A 13,846-nucleotide genomic window follows, 5' to 3' on the forward strand; every position below is an offset into this window, starting at 1 on the left:
GCGTGCACGCACACCAAGGAGACCGATGAAAAGGACATCGCAGATGACCGCCGCTCTCGCAGCAGCGGTGACGCTCGCCGTCGGCGCGGGGTGTACCAACGCCTCCCAGACCGGCTCCGCGGAGAAGGCCAAGCCCGGCTTCTCCGCCCAGGCGGCCGACAAGACGCTGAGCGCGATGGTGCCGGCCAAGATCAGGACGGCCGGCACGATCCGGGTCGCCACCGACGCGACGTACCCGCCCTTCGAGTCGGTGGCCAAGGACAACAAGACGCTCGAAGGGGCTGACATCGATCTCATCAAGGGGATCGCCTCGTTGCTCGGCCTGAAGGCCGGGCTGCAGAACGCCAGCTTCGACGCGATCGTCCCGGGGATCGCCGCGGGAAAGTTCGACGTCGCCGTCTCCGGAATCCTTGATCGTCCGTCGCGCCGGGAGCACATCGACTTCGTCGACTACGCGATGAACAGCACGATGTTCTTCGCCAAGGCCGAGAACAAGGGTAAGTTCCCGACCTGGGCGAATACCTGCGGTTTCTCGATAGCGGTACAGACCGGCACATCGATGGCCGACGACGCCCAGGCCGTCACCAAGAAGTGCGCCGCGACCGGCAAGCGGGCCATCAAGATCAACAACTTCCGCACCCAGGACGAGGTGGTCCTGGCCGTGCAGAGCGGTCGGGCCGACGTCGGGGTGTCGACCGGTGGTTCCACGGCGGCGATCGTCAAGCAGACCGGCTCCCTCTTCGTCACGAGCACCCCGCCGGACGCACCCACCCAGCCGGGTGCGCTCGGCATCGCCGTCCAGAAGTCCGACCCCGAACTCGTCACGGCCGTTCAGGCGGCGCTGAAGAAACTCATTGAGAACGGCACCTATGACCAGATCATGAGCACATGGGGTCTCAAGGACTGCTGTAGCAACAAAAGCGCCAAGATCAATGGCGGTACCTGATCGAGCGCCGGGAGAGCGGCACCGGTCAGATCGGCCGTTGGCCGGCCGACCGGTGCCGATCCCCCAGCAACCGCAGCTGCAGCCACATCACCTGCCGCAATCGCGGGTCGCTCGCGTCGAAGCCGAACTTCTCCTTGATACGGGCGAGCCGGTACCGGTAGGAGTTCTCATGGATCCCCAGTTGCCTGGCCGCGGCGCGGGCGTCACCGAAGTGATCGAAATGAGCCAGCAATGTCGCCGCATACGCCGTCTGGTGCCGTTCGTCGTACCCGACAAGGTCCCGGACGTGCTGGACGAGACGATCGGAATCCGCAACCCCCGAACGCCGGATCTCCTCGAGAATGACCAGGTGCCGCTGCTCGTCGACGTCGATGACCGCATGTTCTGAGCCCTGCATCGCCTTCAGGACCGTGGAGATGTCCCGCCGCGCCCTGATCACCTGATCGGTGTCGTTGATCGCGGCGACGAAGGCGCACCCCAGCCTCCCGCCGTTGCTCGAATTCGCCGACCTGCCGACCTCCTCGGCGAGCCGCCTGAGCCGGGCCGATGAGCACCCGGCCGCCCTGGGCACCAGAGCGAAGATCGCGTCCTCCACCCGGGCACAGGCCGCCTCGGGCGAAATACGCTCGACATTGAGCCGGATGATCTGGGTGAGGCGCTGCTCATCGAGGTCCGGGGCGTCGGTCAGCGGGCCGAAACCCATGATCGCCAGGGGTAGCCGGTCGCGCAGCGTGCTCGTCTGATCCGACCCGGTGGCGCCGAGCTGCGCCGCGAGCTGCTCGGATCGGCGCCGCCGGGCCGCGTCCTCGCGGAACCCCACCGACATGATCGCCAACGCGGCGGCGGGGGCGGCCATCTCCAGCGCTGCGACGGCACGGCTCGCGGAACCGGGTTCGCCGTCGTCGATGGCCCAGATCGAGCCGAGGAGGCGGCCCCCGATCCGGACGGGGACCACGACGCGCGCCAGTTCGTGATCCGCCTGCGACGGGAACCGGACGTGACCCTCGGCGCGGGCCACCGCGAGGTATTCGGCGTCGTACTCCGGGATCGCCTGCACCTTGCGGTCAAGGATCGATTCTTGGCGTACGGCGTCGATGGCCTGTCCCTCGATGCTCGAGTACGCGAGAACCCGGCGTTCGAGGTCCTCGATGGTGATCGCCGCGCCGGCGATCGACGCGATGGCGTTCGCCATGCCGAACAGGTCGTCGGTCGCTTCGAAACCGGCGCGCCGCACCGTCGTGGCGCACGAGGCGATCGCCCCTGCCAGCAGGGCCTCCACGATGCTCCACGGAAGCTCGTCACGCGCGACGAGCATGATGAGACCCGCCCGTCGTGCCGTCTCAACGATCCCGGTGAGGTCCTGCCCGCGTCGTTTTATGACGGCCGCGACGTACCCGGCCTCACCCGCGTCCGCCAGGAGCGAGCCGAGTTGGGGGTGCATCACGGACGCCCCGACGAGCAGCAGCACTCCGCCCGCAGCGGACGGAAGCTCCTCGAGAGGGTCCCAGACCACGCAGTCGCAGACGGTCTGGTCGGTGACCGCCGTGCCGGGTGCCGCGACGACGGCCTCCCGATCGATCGACTCGAGGACCCCAGCCAAGGGGGCGACAGGTCCAATGAGCTGCGAGTCTTCCATTCGCGGCAGTCTACGAGGAGATCGTTCTCCTCATCGCGGCCGCAGTCTCCGCCCGCGCCGGACGCCGAGCCACCGCCCTGACCGTACGACGAGGCGCCCCTCCTGCATGACCCACTCGATACCGGCGACAGGCCGGTCAGGCGTCGCGTAGTCGCCCGGATGGCTGATCGTCAGTGGGTCGAAGCACACCAGGTCCGCGACCGCGCCGGGCGCGATGATCCCCCGGTCGGGAACGCCGAAGACGGCCGCCGGCAATGAGGTCATGCGGCGAACCGCCTCGGCCAGGTCGACGATCCGCCGCTCACGGACGAATCGGCTGATCACGGTCGGGAAGGTGCCGAAGAGCCGTGGGTGCGGCTTGCCGCCCGCACCCGGCGCGATCCCGTCCGACCCCACCGAGGTGAACGGCGAGCGGAAGGCGTCGTCGAGGTCCTGGTCGGCCATCGAGAACTCGACCATCGTGGCACGCAGCCGCTCGGCGACCAGCACGTGCACCAGGGCGTCGAACGGCTCGAGCCCGAGCTCGTCCGCCACCTGGCGGAGGGTCATGCCCTCGTGCTCGTGTGATGCCGTCGAGGCGATGAGGATGCCGTCGTACCCGCCCGCGCCACCGATCAGGTTCTCCCAGTCCTGCGCCTGCGGCGACTCGATGAAGCGGCGGGCGCGAGCCAGCTCCTGCCGGTCCTCCAGCCGGGCGAGCAGTTGCGTGTCGCCACCGTCGTGCATCCACGGCGGCAGGCAGGCCGCCAGGATCGTCGAGGCGGCGGTGTACGGATAGACGTCCTGGGTCACGGCCACGCCGTCGTCCCGCGCCTCGTCGAGATACGCGATCGCCGGTGGGATCGACCCGTGGTTGGCCTGGCCGGTCGCCTTGAGGTGGGAGATCTGGAGCCGGCACCCGGCCTCGCGGGCGAGCCGGACCGATTCGGTCAGGCTGGCCGACAGGTCGAAGCTCTCGTTGCGCATGTGCGTCGCGTAGACCCGGTCCGGGCCGAGAACCCGTGCCACCTGTGCCAGTTCCTCGGCGTCGGCGTAGACGCCGGGAGCGTAGATCAGGCCGGTGGACATCCCGAACGCCCCGGCCTCCAGCGCGTCCTGAAGCATGACGCGCATCGAACGGATGTCCGCGGATTCGGCGGCACGCGCCCCTGACCCCATCGCGGCCATCCGCAGGGCTCCGTGCCCGACCAGCGGGCAGACGTTCACCACGGTGCCGCGGTCGTCGACCATCTCATAGAACTCGGGAACGCTTCCCCACGTCACCTCGTCGATGGGAAACAGCTTCCGCAGCGCGGACGTGGCCTCACGCGCCTGCTCCCCTGCCGGGATCGGGGCGAGCGAGAAGCCGCAGTTGCCGGTGACCTCGGTCGTCACGCCTTGGTTGATCTTGGTCAGATCGTCCTCGACCAGCAGCGGTGCATTGTCGGCGTGGGAGTGAACGTCGATGAATCCGGGGCAGACCACAAGCCCCTGGGCGTCCAGGGCTGCGCCGGAGTCCAGCACGACGCTTCCGGGAGCGCCGAGGCCCCGGATGCGCCCCGCGTCGACGACGATGTCCGCCTCCGCACCTGGCGCACCGGTGCCGTCGACGACCGTCGCACCTCGAATCACGAACGGCGCCGAGCCGTCGACCTCCCAACCCCCCACGGCCATGTGACCTCGCCTTTCCGCAGACCGACTCGACAACCGGACACGGCCATTCTCGTGCCGGCGCCCGCTCCCGCCCTCGGGCCCGAGACCAAACGATCGCCCGGGATTTGGTGAGATCCACAGGCGGGGTCCTTCACGGGAGGCGCCGGGGTCAAGTAGGCCTCGCGCGGTCAGCGGCCTGGACCATGTCGAGCAGGTCGGACGTCGAGCGCACGTCGCCGAAGGACCGGTAGATGGTATGCAGCGTGGCGTTGTGGTCCTGGTCACGCCGGGCCGCATTGGCGTCCGCGACCAGGATGACCCGCAGTCCGAGGGTGGCGGCGTCGCGAGCGGAGGACTCGCAGCACACATTGGTGACGGTTCCGCTGATCAGAACGGTATCGACTCCGCGCTCTTCCAGCACTCCCGCAAGGACACAGCGGCCGGGGAAGAACGCGCTGGGAGCGGATTTCTCCACCAGCACATCACCGGGACGGACCACCAGTTCTGGCCACAGCCGCTCGGGCAGCGGCCCCGTCCCGCCGGACACGCGGTAGGCCTCGGCTGTCTCCGGCCCGAAGAACTCATCCCGCACCGGCGTCCTTTCGCCGACTGCGGGAAGGACCCAGGCGACCGTGCCGCCCGCTGCTCGAAGGGCATCGGCGATGCGGCCGATGTTCGGCACGATGCCACGGCAGTACGGGTTCTCGGACACGAAGAACGGCACCATGTCGATCACCACGAGCGCGGTACGGGCCGGGACAAGGCTCACGAACGCGAACCGGCGGCCACGGCGCGCCTCATGCCGGGCATACTCCCGCGGATCGATCCACCACTCGTGCTGCCGTACCTCGGCATCCGACGGCAAGGTCTTCCCGATCCACGTAGGGTCGCCGGCAGAACTCATGCGATCTTCGCCCACTTTGTGCAGGGAATCCGAATTGTACGGGGAATCCGAGCCCGGAGAATTCACAAGGTGCCTCTCTTTGAACCCGGCTGCCGCTGCCATGCGAACGTCCTGGGACGGCGAGTTTCCGTCCCAGGACGTCCAGTGACCATAGCGGTCAGGTCATCGAACGGTGACCTTGAGGTGGTTGGATGCTCCAGCACCCCAGGCGTGCCAGTGGTGGTTGCGGTCCTGCCGGTAGGCGACGGCCCGGAAGGTGTAGGTGCCCTTGTGGACGGCGGGCTTGAGGGTCAGGACGAACCGTTCGGCGCCGCTCTTGCCGGTACGACCGTGGGTGGTGCAACGCAACGTCTCATAGCCGGGGCCCTTGGGCAGGGCCCGCTGCAGGCACAGCTTCAGCCCGTGGATCTTGTCGCCGCTGCTGTCGGAGAAAGCGTCGGCGCGGAAGGTGACGGTGCGGCCGTGCTGGACGGTGTGATGGTCGGCCGAAAGGTGCAGGCCGGTCTTGGCCTGGGCGGCCCCGGCGACGAGGATGACGGTTCCGGTCGCGGCGGCGGCGACTCCCGCCACGGTGAGTGTCTTACGCATGTCGTTCTTCCAATCCGTTGTCGAATCGTCCGAACGGGTGAGATGTGAAACGCCCCGTAAAGGTTTGACAGAAAGTCGATCTTTTACGGACCCTTAACCATGGGACGCGGTAGCGCGTCGAGTAGAGAATTCTCGCCGGGCTTTTCCGTAGGTCATCCGATGCCGAACCAGCCGAGTCAGGTCGTCGTGAGGTAGGTCTGGAACACGCCGCCCGGGTCGTACGCCGCTCGCACCGCCGCCAGACGCTCCCAGGCGGCCGGCGTGAACGAGCGCCGGGCGCGTGACGGGGCGGCCGGCAGGTCCGTCTCCGCGACGTAGTGCCCGACTCCAAGGGGCTCCACCGCTTCCATCGCCTGGCGCAGCCAGCGGAGGTTCGCCTCGTCCTCCGACCGGTCCGCCCAGATCGCGTACGGGACGAGGTAGGTCCTGCCGAGCGCCGCGAACGCCGTGTCCGGCGTCGCGGGCGCCTCGGGCCCGCCCGGCGACAGGAGCACGAGGACGAGGGACTTGTCGGACGGCGCCCGTTCGATGTGACCGGCGATCCGCGGCAGCAGAATCCGGAAGTTTTCGCGCGACCACAGGGTGTCGACGGCGGCGCGGTGGCGTTCGGGCCAGAACGCCGCGGAGTCCGCGTACAGCGACTCGAAGGTCGTCGGCTCGTCCACCTCCCGGACCAGCGCACGCCCCGCGAGCGGGCAGTCCCGCAGTGGTCCGAGCGCCCGTACGGCCTCATCGCGTGAGCCCGCGAAGGCGATGGCCGTGACGGCGGCGGTCGGCGGTCGCCCCGCCTCCGGTGCCTCGGCCGGCGTGAGAGCCATTCCGAACTCGACGCTCGCCGGCAGCTCCGCCGCGATCTCGTCGGCCCAGCGTGCGATGCCCTCGACCTCCGCCAGCGGAAAGACGTATCGCGTCCTCATGATCGCCGCAGGGAGGGGATGCAGGCCGAGCCGGAAGGAGGTGACGGCGGCGAAGAACCCGGGTCCCGCACCGCGCGCCGCCCAGAACAGGTCCGCGTTCTGCTCCTCGTCGCACCTGAGTAGTGCGCCGTCGGCGGTCACAGCCTCGATCCCCTGGACGCTGTGGCACGCGGGCCCCCAGACTCCGGGGTTCCAGCCGAGGCCACCGCTGAGCAGGAATCCGCTCAGAGCGACGGTCGGGCAGTGGCCCGTGGGGAAGGCCAGACCGTGTTCGGCCAGCGCCAGGGACAGCGTGCGTCCGGTGACACCGGGCTCGGCGACCGCCGTCGCGGAGCCGGGATCGACGGTGTGACGCCGGAGGCCGGAAAGGTCGATCAGCATCCCTCCATCGCGCAGCGGTGAGCCGCACCAGCTGTGCCCGCTCCCACGTACGGCGATCCGGAGCCCGCGGTCACGGGCGAGGCCGACCGCCTCCCGTACGATCGCCGCCGAGCCGGCCCGGACGATCACGTCCGGGAACCGCTGCGGCTTGAGGTCGTTCCACAGCATGCTCGCCCAGAGGTCCGGGTAGCGCGCGTCGTCCCGCCACGTCAGCGCGTCCTCAAGCCGATCACGCACGGGGCACCTCCTCGTGTCGCCCTTCGCCTCGCCCGGCTAACCCGCGATCAGACCGAAGACCACGACGGACAGCAGGTAGCAGAGAAGGACCACGGCGACGCCTGCCGCCTGCCGGGGCAGCGCCACTCCAGGCGCCAGCCAGAAGGCCAGCACCCTGTTCACCAGCGGCATCATCAGCCAGGTGAGGATGCTGACGCTCAGCACGTTGCTGAGGAACATCGCGGCATATCCGGGTATCCGCGCCATCTCGAAGACCTTGCCGGCCGTCAGCGTGAGGATCATCACGGTGGGATACAGGGCGAGCAGCACGCACATGGCCTGCTTCCAGTTGGGCGGAAGCCCGGTCTCGGATTCGCCGCCGAACCGGAACCAGCCGCTGAAGGCCGAGTCGATCTTGCGGAGCTCGTATTCGGCGAAATAGCGGCGACCTTCCTCCAGAAGTTTCCGCCGGGTTTCCGACTCGAGCCAGGCATTCAGGTGCTCACGCGTGTCGAACCTGAATATGGCGACCCAGTTCTCCTGAATGCCGGGAACCGGCCTGAAGAGCTCGAAGCCCATGAAGCCGGGGAATCGTTCCTGGGCGTTCCGCGCCTTCTCCTGCCAGCGCACGAAGTCCTGCTCGCGGCCCGGTCTCACCTCGTGCGAGATGACCGCCGTGATGACGTCCCGCCTCGGCGCCTCCCCGGCGAGGACCTCCTGCTTCGCCGGACCGTCGAACAGCGACCGGCCCTCGTCGAGCAATTCTCCGCGCGCCGGGGAGTCGAGCCACGCGGTCAGCCGGGCGACGTCGGAGAACCGGTAGATCACCACCCATACATCCTGATCTACGGGCCCGGGCGGCTGCACCTCCGTCTCCTCGAATCCCTCGAAGGCGTGTGCGACCGCGTTCACGCGTTCCTGCCAGCGCCGATAATCGTCTTCGCGGCCTTTGTGAATCTTCAACGAAATGATGACGGTCGCACTACTTTCGGCGGGACGGCGGCTTGCGCTGGAGTCCACCTTAGGTAGTCTAGGCGTCGAAGAAGGGAGGGACAAATAGTAACTTAATGGGAAACAAACAACAATGATATGGGCATATCTGTTGATCGGGGGGTTATGTGATGAACCACGAGGACTTCATGGCGGAAGCCGTGCGGCTGGCCACCGAGTCCGTCCATAACGCCTGGGGCGGCCCCTTCGGCGCGGTCATCACCCGCGACGGCGAGATCATCGCTCGCGGCCAGAACCGTGTCCTTCTCACCGGCGACCCCACCGCCCACGGTGAGGTCGAGGCGATCCGCAAGGCCGTGCAGATCCTGAACCCCCGCGCTCCCTCCATACCGGAGGAGCACAACAACGAGGCGACGCTGACGCTCATCCCACGTCCCGGGGGATCCCCTGACATCGTCCCCGAGCGAGCACGGATGCTGAAGGGCTGCTCGATCTACAGCAGTGGCGCCCCCTGCCCCATGTGCATGAGCGCCATCTACTGGTCGCGGATCGACGCCGTCTACTTCGCCTGCGACTTCAAGGCCACCCGGGAGATCGGGTTCGACGACGCCTTCCAGTACGAGGACTTCGAGAAGCCCATCGAACAGCGGAGGCTCTCGATCAAGCAGATCCACCCTGAACTCGGCGCCCGCGCGTACCACGCCTGGACGGACAAGCCCGACCGGCACCCGTACTAGGGCCTGGTCAACCGTCAACGCGGGGCGCCGGCCCGGCGGAAGCCGCTGACCGCGAGCAGGACCGAGACGACCACGATCGCCAGGCTGATGGAGATGGCGGAGATCGCGCTCCCGCCGACCGGCCGCCCGAGCGTGAGGTTCCTGGCCGTGTCGATCCCGTACGTCATGGGGTTCACGGACGCCACCGCTCGCAGCCAGGGCGGAAGGCCACTCACCGGCGCGAACGCGTTGGACGCGAACATGAGCGGGAACGTCACCAGGCCGGCGATGCCCTGCATCACCTCGACCCTGCGCACGTGGCAGGCGAGGGCGATGAAGATCCAGCCGAGGCATCCGCCGACGATGAGCGCCATTCCCAGTGCGGCGAATGTTCCGACCACTCCGCCCGGGGGCGTGAATCCGAAGGCGAGGAACGAGATGAGCACCAGGAAGGACAACTGCAGCGACGTCCGGGTGAGGTCGGCGAGGCTGCGCGCGAGAAGCACCGAGCCGGGCCATATGGGCAGCGACAGGAAGCGCGAGATGATGCCGCTCTTCATTTCCTGGATCAGTCCCGTGGCCGTGTTCAGCGCGGACTGCAGTGCGGTCGTCATCATGATCGCGGGCACCAGGAAGTCGATGTACCGCATGTGCGGCGGGAAGCCCGGCGCATGCGCCATGCCGGCGAAGATCTGGCCGAACACCACCAGCATGAGCAGCGGCCCGAGCATGCTGATCAGCAACATGCGAGGATCGATGACCAGCGCTCGCAACGACCTCATCGTGAGCACGAGAATCTGGGTGGCCGGCGTGCTTCCGTTCCAGCTGTCAGGCGGCGCGGCCCTTCGAAACGGCTCGGTCTGGCCGGTGATCGTGCGTGTCGTCGCCGTCATGTATCCCGGCTCCCCACGAGTCCCGGCGTGGCCGAGTGCCGTACGAGGGTGAGGTACACCTCGTCGATGCCCGGCTCGGCGAAGGTCAGTTCCCGCGCCTCGACGCCGACGGCGTCGAGCAGGCGTACGATCACCGCGACATCCCGGGATCCGGCGACGGGAACGGTCACCGATCGGTCCTTCTCGCCGTGGACGGGCCGGAGACCTTCCCGGTCCAGCGCCATGACGGCGAGCGCCAGGTCCGCGGGATCGGAGAGCCTGGCGGTGACCGTGCGCTCGCCGACCTGCGCCTTCAGCTCCGCGGGGGTGCCGGAGGCGATGACTCTGCCCTCCGACAGCACGGCGATCGAGTCGGCGAGCCGGTCGGCCTCCTCCAGGTGCTGGGTCGTCAGCAGCACCGTGGTGCCATCCTCGACGAGCCGCTGGAGGATCTGCCACAGGTTCAGCCGGCTGACCGGGTCCAGTCCCGCGGTGGGCTCGTCCAGGAAGAGCACCGGAGGCCGCCCCACCAGGCTCGCGGCAAGGTCCAGTCGCCGGCGCATTCCACCGGAGTAGGTACGGACCCGCCGGTTCGCGGCGTCCGTCAGCCCGAACAGCGTCAGCAGTTCACGGGCACGGGCCCGAGCCGCATGGGCACCGGCACCCAGAAGTCTGGCGATCAGGACGAGGTTGTCCCGGCCCGAGATCTCCTGGTCGACGGTCGCGAACTGACCGGTCAGCCCGATCCTCCGGCGCACCTGCCGGGCTTGGCGCACGATGTCGTAACCGGCGACGGTGGCCGTTCCGCCGCTCGGCGGCGAGAGGGTCGCGAGGATGTTGACCAGCGTCGATTTGCCGGCCCCGTTGTGGCCGAGGAGACCGAGGATCGTACCCGCGGGTGCCGCGAGGTGGACGTCGTCCAGCGCCGTCAGCGGACCGAAACGTTTGCTCATCCCGACGACTTCGATCATGTTCTTCGGCATCTCGCCGCCTATCCCTGCTGGTGCGCCGACGAGGTCCGCCGCCTGACGAGCAGCGCCCGGACGGCCACGTCGTAGTAACGAACGAATGCCACGGCGGCGCCCAGCGCACAGACCACGACCGGAATGTCGATGATCGGACGCATGACCATGGACGCCGAGTCGATCACGAGGCCGGGAATCGCGCACGCCATCAGCAGCAGATTACGGACGATCATGGCGTTGCTCATTATCGCTCCAGCCCCGCCGAAGCATCTGCATTCGGCGAAGATGCCGCCTCTGACGGAACGGATCACCACGCCGACGAAGACCGCCAGCAGCGCGGCCGCCAGGGCGAGGCCGGCCCGCGGGAAGAACGGCAGGATCAGTAGTACGGTCGCCGTTCCTTCGCCGACGACGATGACCGATGCCGCATAACGCGCCGTCCGTTCCGGGATGATGGCCAGCTTGTGTATCGAGGCCGTGAACTGCCGGAATCTGGAAATGTGGCGGACCTTGCCGAAGAACGCGACCGCGAACACGGTGGCAAGGAAGCATCTCTGGGCGAGCACCAAGTGGATCATTGCGCCTCCTGTCCGTGATCCGTCCGGCGGCGTCGTCCGTCCGACGGAGGCACTGTCATGACCTTGCTGTAGAAGCGGATCTCATCGCGTTCGCCGATCGGCCTGCCGCTCACCTCGACCCAGGCGTGGGCGCGGAACGGCTCCATGCGCACTCCCGTGCACCAGGTCGGCCAGCATCCGGTCAGCCGGCACAGCAGCGCGGTCGCGACGGAGCGCTGCAGGCAGCCTTGGCCCGCGCACTGAACGCTTACGGAGATCACTGCCTGTCGTGCCGTCAGCGCCTCCTGTTCCGTGGCGGGGCGGGCACCGCGACCGGCCGCGGTGAGGACCCGCCGGAGGCGTCCGGGAGACGCGCGGATGAGGATCCGCGCCGCGGCGACGGAGAGCCGGGCTGCGACGCGCCGGCGATAGGGCACCCGGACCGACGGCTCGAGGGTGACGGGCATCGTCATGACACGACCACCTCGGCGTCTTCGAGCGATCGCATGAGCGCGGCGACGTCCGCGGGTATTCGCGCGGACGCCGACGGGTGCGTCCGGCACAGTCCTTCGACCGCCTGCTCGGGTGTTCCGCCGTCGAGGAGAACGTGCAGGATGGTCGCTCCTGTGGTGTTCAGCGCCCAGTAGCGGCCGGTGCGCTCGTCGAGCAGGACCATGCCGCCGTCCGCGTCCGTCGCGGACACGTTCGCGGCGAGAGAGAAGGTCATCGTCGTCCTCCGGACAAATCGGCCACGCGACTCGTGGCCGGCAGCGAGCGGAGCCAGATTTCACCGGCGAAGGTGCTGATGAGGGGCATCAGGGTGATCGATGAGTGAGGGAGGCTTTCGAGGGTGGACCGGAGAACGCGGGCGTCGACGAGGCCCAGGCGGGCGAGCCGCATGTCCTCGCACAGGTCGAGCAGTTCCGTACGGTGCCGGCGCAGACCGGCATAGGCGTCCGCGCTGTACTCGGACTTCGTCGAACGTCCCAGAACGTGATCCGGGACGGTGCCGCGCATGGCCGCCGTCAGCACCGGCTTGTAGCGGTCCGGCATCGCGCAGTCCTCGAACCTGACGCTCAGGGCGGCCTCGACCACCCGATCGTCGACGAAGGGCGCGTGCCATGAGACACCGAACCGGCGGGTGTGACGATCGACTCGGCGCAGGGTGTCTCCGCACAGGCGGACGTCTTGCAGGGCCGCGTGCTGAGCGCGGAGCGGGGCGAGCGGCTCGGGGTCGCTCAGCGCCGCCTCGCGCAGCTGACGGCGGGCTGCGGCGATCGCGTCGCCGGACGCCCAGGGCGCGCTTCGATAGCTGATCCCCCAGCCGAACTCGGGGGCTACGCCGAACTCCCGCACGGGTGCGGTCAGCGACTCCGCCGAGGTGGCCAGCCAGTGGCCGAAGGACGACCGGTTGAGGAGCGCGCGGACGGTGGCTCCAGCCGGCCAACGGTAGATGGCCCGGTTGGCCCTCAGGTATCGGACGGCCCGCAGGGGATTCGTCCGGGCCAGCGTGTGCAGGTAGAGAGGTGTATTGGCGAACAGCTCGTCTCCGCCGTGACCGGTCAGGTGCGTCGCGGATCCATGTTCGGCGACCTGCCGGGCCATGTACGCGAGCCGGGCGCGGGTGCGGATCCAGGCGAACGGCGCCTCGATGTCCGGGTCCGGCTCGGTCAGTCCCGCGAACCACACGGGCGCGCTGCTCCGGGCCAGTACGAGATGCCGAGCGTCCGGGAGCGCGGCGGCGGCCCGGCCGGCCCACGCTTGGTCCTCGTCCGCCGGATCCGCTGCCTCCCATCGCGTCGTCACCAGGTGATCAGTGCGATCGGCCGCCAGGAAGCAGAGGCTGGTGGAATCCATGCCTCCGGAAAGGTCCGCGCTGATGGTACGGGCGGACCCGGCGCGCGCGGCCACGGCGTCATTCAGCGCGGCACGGACGCGTTCAGCCGCGGCCTCCAGAGGAAGGCTCGGCTCCGGCGGCGACCACCACCGCACCGTTCGCGCGCGGCCGTCCTGGGACATCTCCAGGTAGTGGCCCATCCCGAGTGCGTCGATCCCCCGCCACAGGCACCGCTCGCTCAGCGGCCACGGCGGCCACGGTGCCAGGAGGCGCACCGGCAGGAGTTCCTCGGCGATGCCCGATCCGGTGAGCGCGGACAGGCACTGCGGTCGGTCCGCGGCCACGGTCGTCCCGGCGACCGAGCCGTAGAACACCTGGCGCGCGCTCGAGATACTGCCCTGGACCCGCACCACGCCGTCCAGCGCGGCCACGAGGTGAAAGCTGCCCGGGACGGTGCCGGCCAGGGCGTCGAGATCGCTCACCGTACGGATGCGTTGGAGCGATGCGGAGAGCCGTTGCGGGGTCACCGACGTGTGGCCGAGGAGCGCCAGCCGTCGCGGCCCCTCGGCGGCGAGGACGATCTCGTCGTCCCGCCACCGGCCGATGATCCACGGACGTCCCGAAGGATGAACGATCACCGTCTGGTGCGTTCGATCGGGGACGGCGTCTGCGACGGCCGCACCCGCCGCGGAGTCCGGAAACACCTTGAATTGCACGTTATTCTCCGT

Annotated in this window: 14 protein-coding genes; 2 read left to right on the forward strand and 12 right to left on the reverse strand. The window is 68.7% G+C overall.

From position 1 onward, the window contains the following. Window positions 1-25 precede the first annotated feature (25 nt). Window positions 26-946 carry an ABC transporter substrate-binding protein gene (locus ACQP2O_RS28880; protein WP_433170419.1) on the forward strand — a complete coding sequence of 307 codons (921 nt, stop codon included), beginning with the start codon at window positions 26-28 and terminating at the stop codon, window positions 944-946. A 25-nt stretch (window positions 947-971) separates the two neighbouring features. On the opposite strand, the gene ACQP2O_RS28885 is transcribed toward ACQP2O_RS28880, so the two are convergent. The 6 genes from ACQP2O_RS28885 to ACQP2O_RS28910 form a co-directional block, all read right to left on the reverse strand. Beyond that, window positions 972-2,582 carry a PucR family transcriptional regulator gene (locus tag ACQP2O_RS28885; RefSeq protein ID WP_433170421.1) on the reverse strand — a complete coding sequence of 537 codons (1,611 nt, stop codon included), beginning with the start codon at window positions 2,580-2,582 and terminating at the stop codon, window positions 972-974. 30 nt (window positions 2,583-2,612) lie between these two features. Then, a complete protein-coding gene (locus ACQP2O_RS28890; protein WP_433170423.1) occupies window positions 2,613-4,235 on the reverse strand; it encodes an N-acyl-D-amino-acid deacylase family protein in 1,623 nt (540 codons plus the stop codon). A gap of 148 nt (window positions 4,236-4,383) precedes the next feature. Then, complete coding sequence (locus ACQP2O_RS28895) at window positions 4,384-5,220, reverse strand: isochorismatase family protein (RefSeq protein ID WP_433170425.1); 837 nt, start codon at window positions 5,218-5,220, stop codon at window positions 4,384-4,386. Between the two features lie 60 nt (window positions 5,221-5,280). Then, window positions 5,281-5,706, reverse strand: coding sequence for a hypothetical protein (locus tag ACQP2O_RS28900; RefSeq protein ID WP_433170426.1), 426 nt, complete (start codon window positions 5,704-5,706; stop codon window positions 5,281-5,283). Between the two features lie 176 nt (window positions 5,707-5,882). Further along, the gene (locus ACQP2O_RS28905; protein ID WP_433170428.1) at window positions 5,883-7,241 is read right to left on the reverse strand and encodes an FAD-binding oxidoreductase; all 1,359 of its coding nucleotides are present in this window, start codon (window positions 7,239-7,241) and stop codon (window positions 5,883-5,885) included. A gap of 36 nt (window positions 7,242-7,277) precedes the next feature. Then, window positions 7,278-8,240: an antibiotic biosynthesis monooxygenase gene (locus ACQP2O_RS28910; protein WP_433170430.1), complete on the reverse strand. Its 963-nt coding sequence runs from the start codon at window positions 8,238-8,240 to the stop codon at window positions 7,278-7,280. A gap of 101 nt (window positions 8,241-8,341) precedes the next feature. On the opposite strand from ACQP2O_RS28910, the gene ACQP2O_RS28915 reads away from it, so the two are divergent. After that, window positions 8,342-8,908, forward strand: a complete 567-nt coding sequence (locus tag ACQP2O_RS28915; protein WP_433170432.1) for a nucleoside deaminase — start codon at window positions 8,342-8,344, stop codon at window positions 8,906-8,908. Window positions 8,909-8,922: 14 nt separating this feature from the next. Here ACQP2O_RS28915 and ACQP2O_RS28920 read toward each other — a convergent pair whose 3' ends face one another. Genes ACQP2O_RS28920 through ACQP2O_RS28945 form a run of 6 tightly spaced genes read right to left on the reverse strand, consistent with a single transcriptional unit; the run spans window position 8,923 to window position 13,834 of the window. After that, window positions 8,923-9,780 carry an ABC transporter permease gene (locus ACQP2O_RS28920; protein WP_433170434.1) on the reverse strand — a complete coding sequence of 286 codons (858 nt, stop codon included), beginning with the start codon at window positions 9,778-9,780 and terminating at the stop codon, window positions 8,923-8,925. Further along, window positions 9,777-10,712, reverse strand: coding sequence for an ATP-binding cassette domain-containing protein (locus ACQP2O_RS28925; protein ID WP_433170436.1), 936 nt, complete (start codon window positions 10,710-10,712; stop codon window positions 9,777-9,779). Before ACQP2O_RS28925 ends, ACQP2O_RS28920 begins: the two co-directional genes overlap by 4 nt. Before the next feature lie 38 nt (window positions 10,713-10,750). Then, the gene (locus ACQP2O_RS28930) at window positions 10,751-11,302 is read right to left on the reverse strand and encodes a MauE/DoxX family redox-associated membrane protein (protein ID WP_433170438.1); all 552 of its coding nucleotides are present in this window, start codon (window positions 11,300-11,302) and stop codon (window positions 10,751-10,753) included. Then, entirely contained in the window at window positions 11,299-11,754 is a 456-nt protein-coding gene (locus ACQP2O_RS28935; protein WP_433170440.1) for a lasso peptide biosynthesis B2 protein, read from the reverse strand. Before ACQP2O_RS28935 ends, ACQP2O_RS28930 begins: the two co-directional genes overlap by 4 nt. Next, window positions 11,751-12,008: a lasso peptide biosynthesis PqqD family chaperone gene (locus ACQP2O_RS28940; protein WP_433170442.1), complete on the reverse strand. Its 258-nt coding sequence runs from the start codon at window positions 12,006-12,008 to the stop codon at window positions 11,751-11,753. The genes ACQP2O_RS28935 and ACQP2O_RS28940 overlap by 4 nt, the downstream gene beginning before the upstream one ends. After that, window positions 12,005-13,834: an asparagine synthase-related protein gene (locus ACQP2O_RS28945; protein WP_433170444.1), complete on the reverse strand. Its 1,830-nt coding sequence runs from the start codon at window positions 13,832-13,834 to the stop codon at window positions 12,005-12,007. The genes ACQP2O_RS28940 and ACQP2O_RS28945 overlap by 4 nt, the downstream gene beginning before the upstream one ends. Window positions 13,835-13,846 lie beyond the last annotated feature (12 nt).

The sequence above is a fragment of the Actinoallomurus sp. CA-150999 genome (assembly GCF_050942425.1).
Classification (GTDB): Bacteria; Actinomycetota; Actinomycetes; order Streptosporangiales; family Streptosporangiaceae; genus Actinoallomurus.